General features: G+C 79.8%; 1 pseudogene. It reads right to left on the bottom strand.

Going from position 1 to position 381, the window contains the following annotated elements:
* A pseudogene (locus FNQ90_RS26755) lies at positions 1–381 on the bottom strand (sucrase ferredoxin); the annotation flags it as partial.

Below are 381 nucleotides of genomic sequence, written 5' to 3'. Positions count from 1 at the left end.
GGGCCCCGGGCCCCCGCCGCCGCGAAGTCGCCCGCGGCCAGCGCCTCCGGGTCCAGGCCGGCGAGGTGCTCGGGGCCCTCGTCGGCGTCCAGCTCGGCGGTGACCACCCGGGCGCGGCCGGGGAGGGTGTGGGCGAGGAAGGCGCGACGCGTGCCGTTCCTTCCCCGGTCGGCGTGGCGGCCGGGGGAGCGGATCAGCGCCGCCCGCACCCCGAGCGCGGTCCACGACTCCAGGCGGGCACCGACGGCGGGATCCAGCCGGCCGTCGGTGAGAGCCTGTCGCCCCCAGGGGCCCGGCTGTTCGAACACCACCCAGGTCCGCGCGACGGCGGCGGTGCCGGCGAGCGGCTCCTTCCGGGTGAGGGAGAGGGCGGAGCAGGTG

Source organism: Streptomyces alkaliphilus (genome assembly GCF_014141535.1).
Classification (GTDB): Bacteria; Actinomycetota; Actinomycetes; order Streptomycetales; family Streptomycetaceae; genus Streptomyces; species Streptomyces alkaliphilus.
Note: the sequence above shows the minus strand (reverse complement) of the source record. Positions and strands in the feature narration are given on the sequence as shown.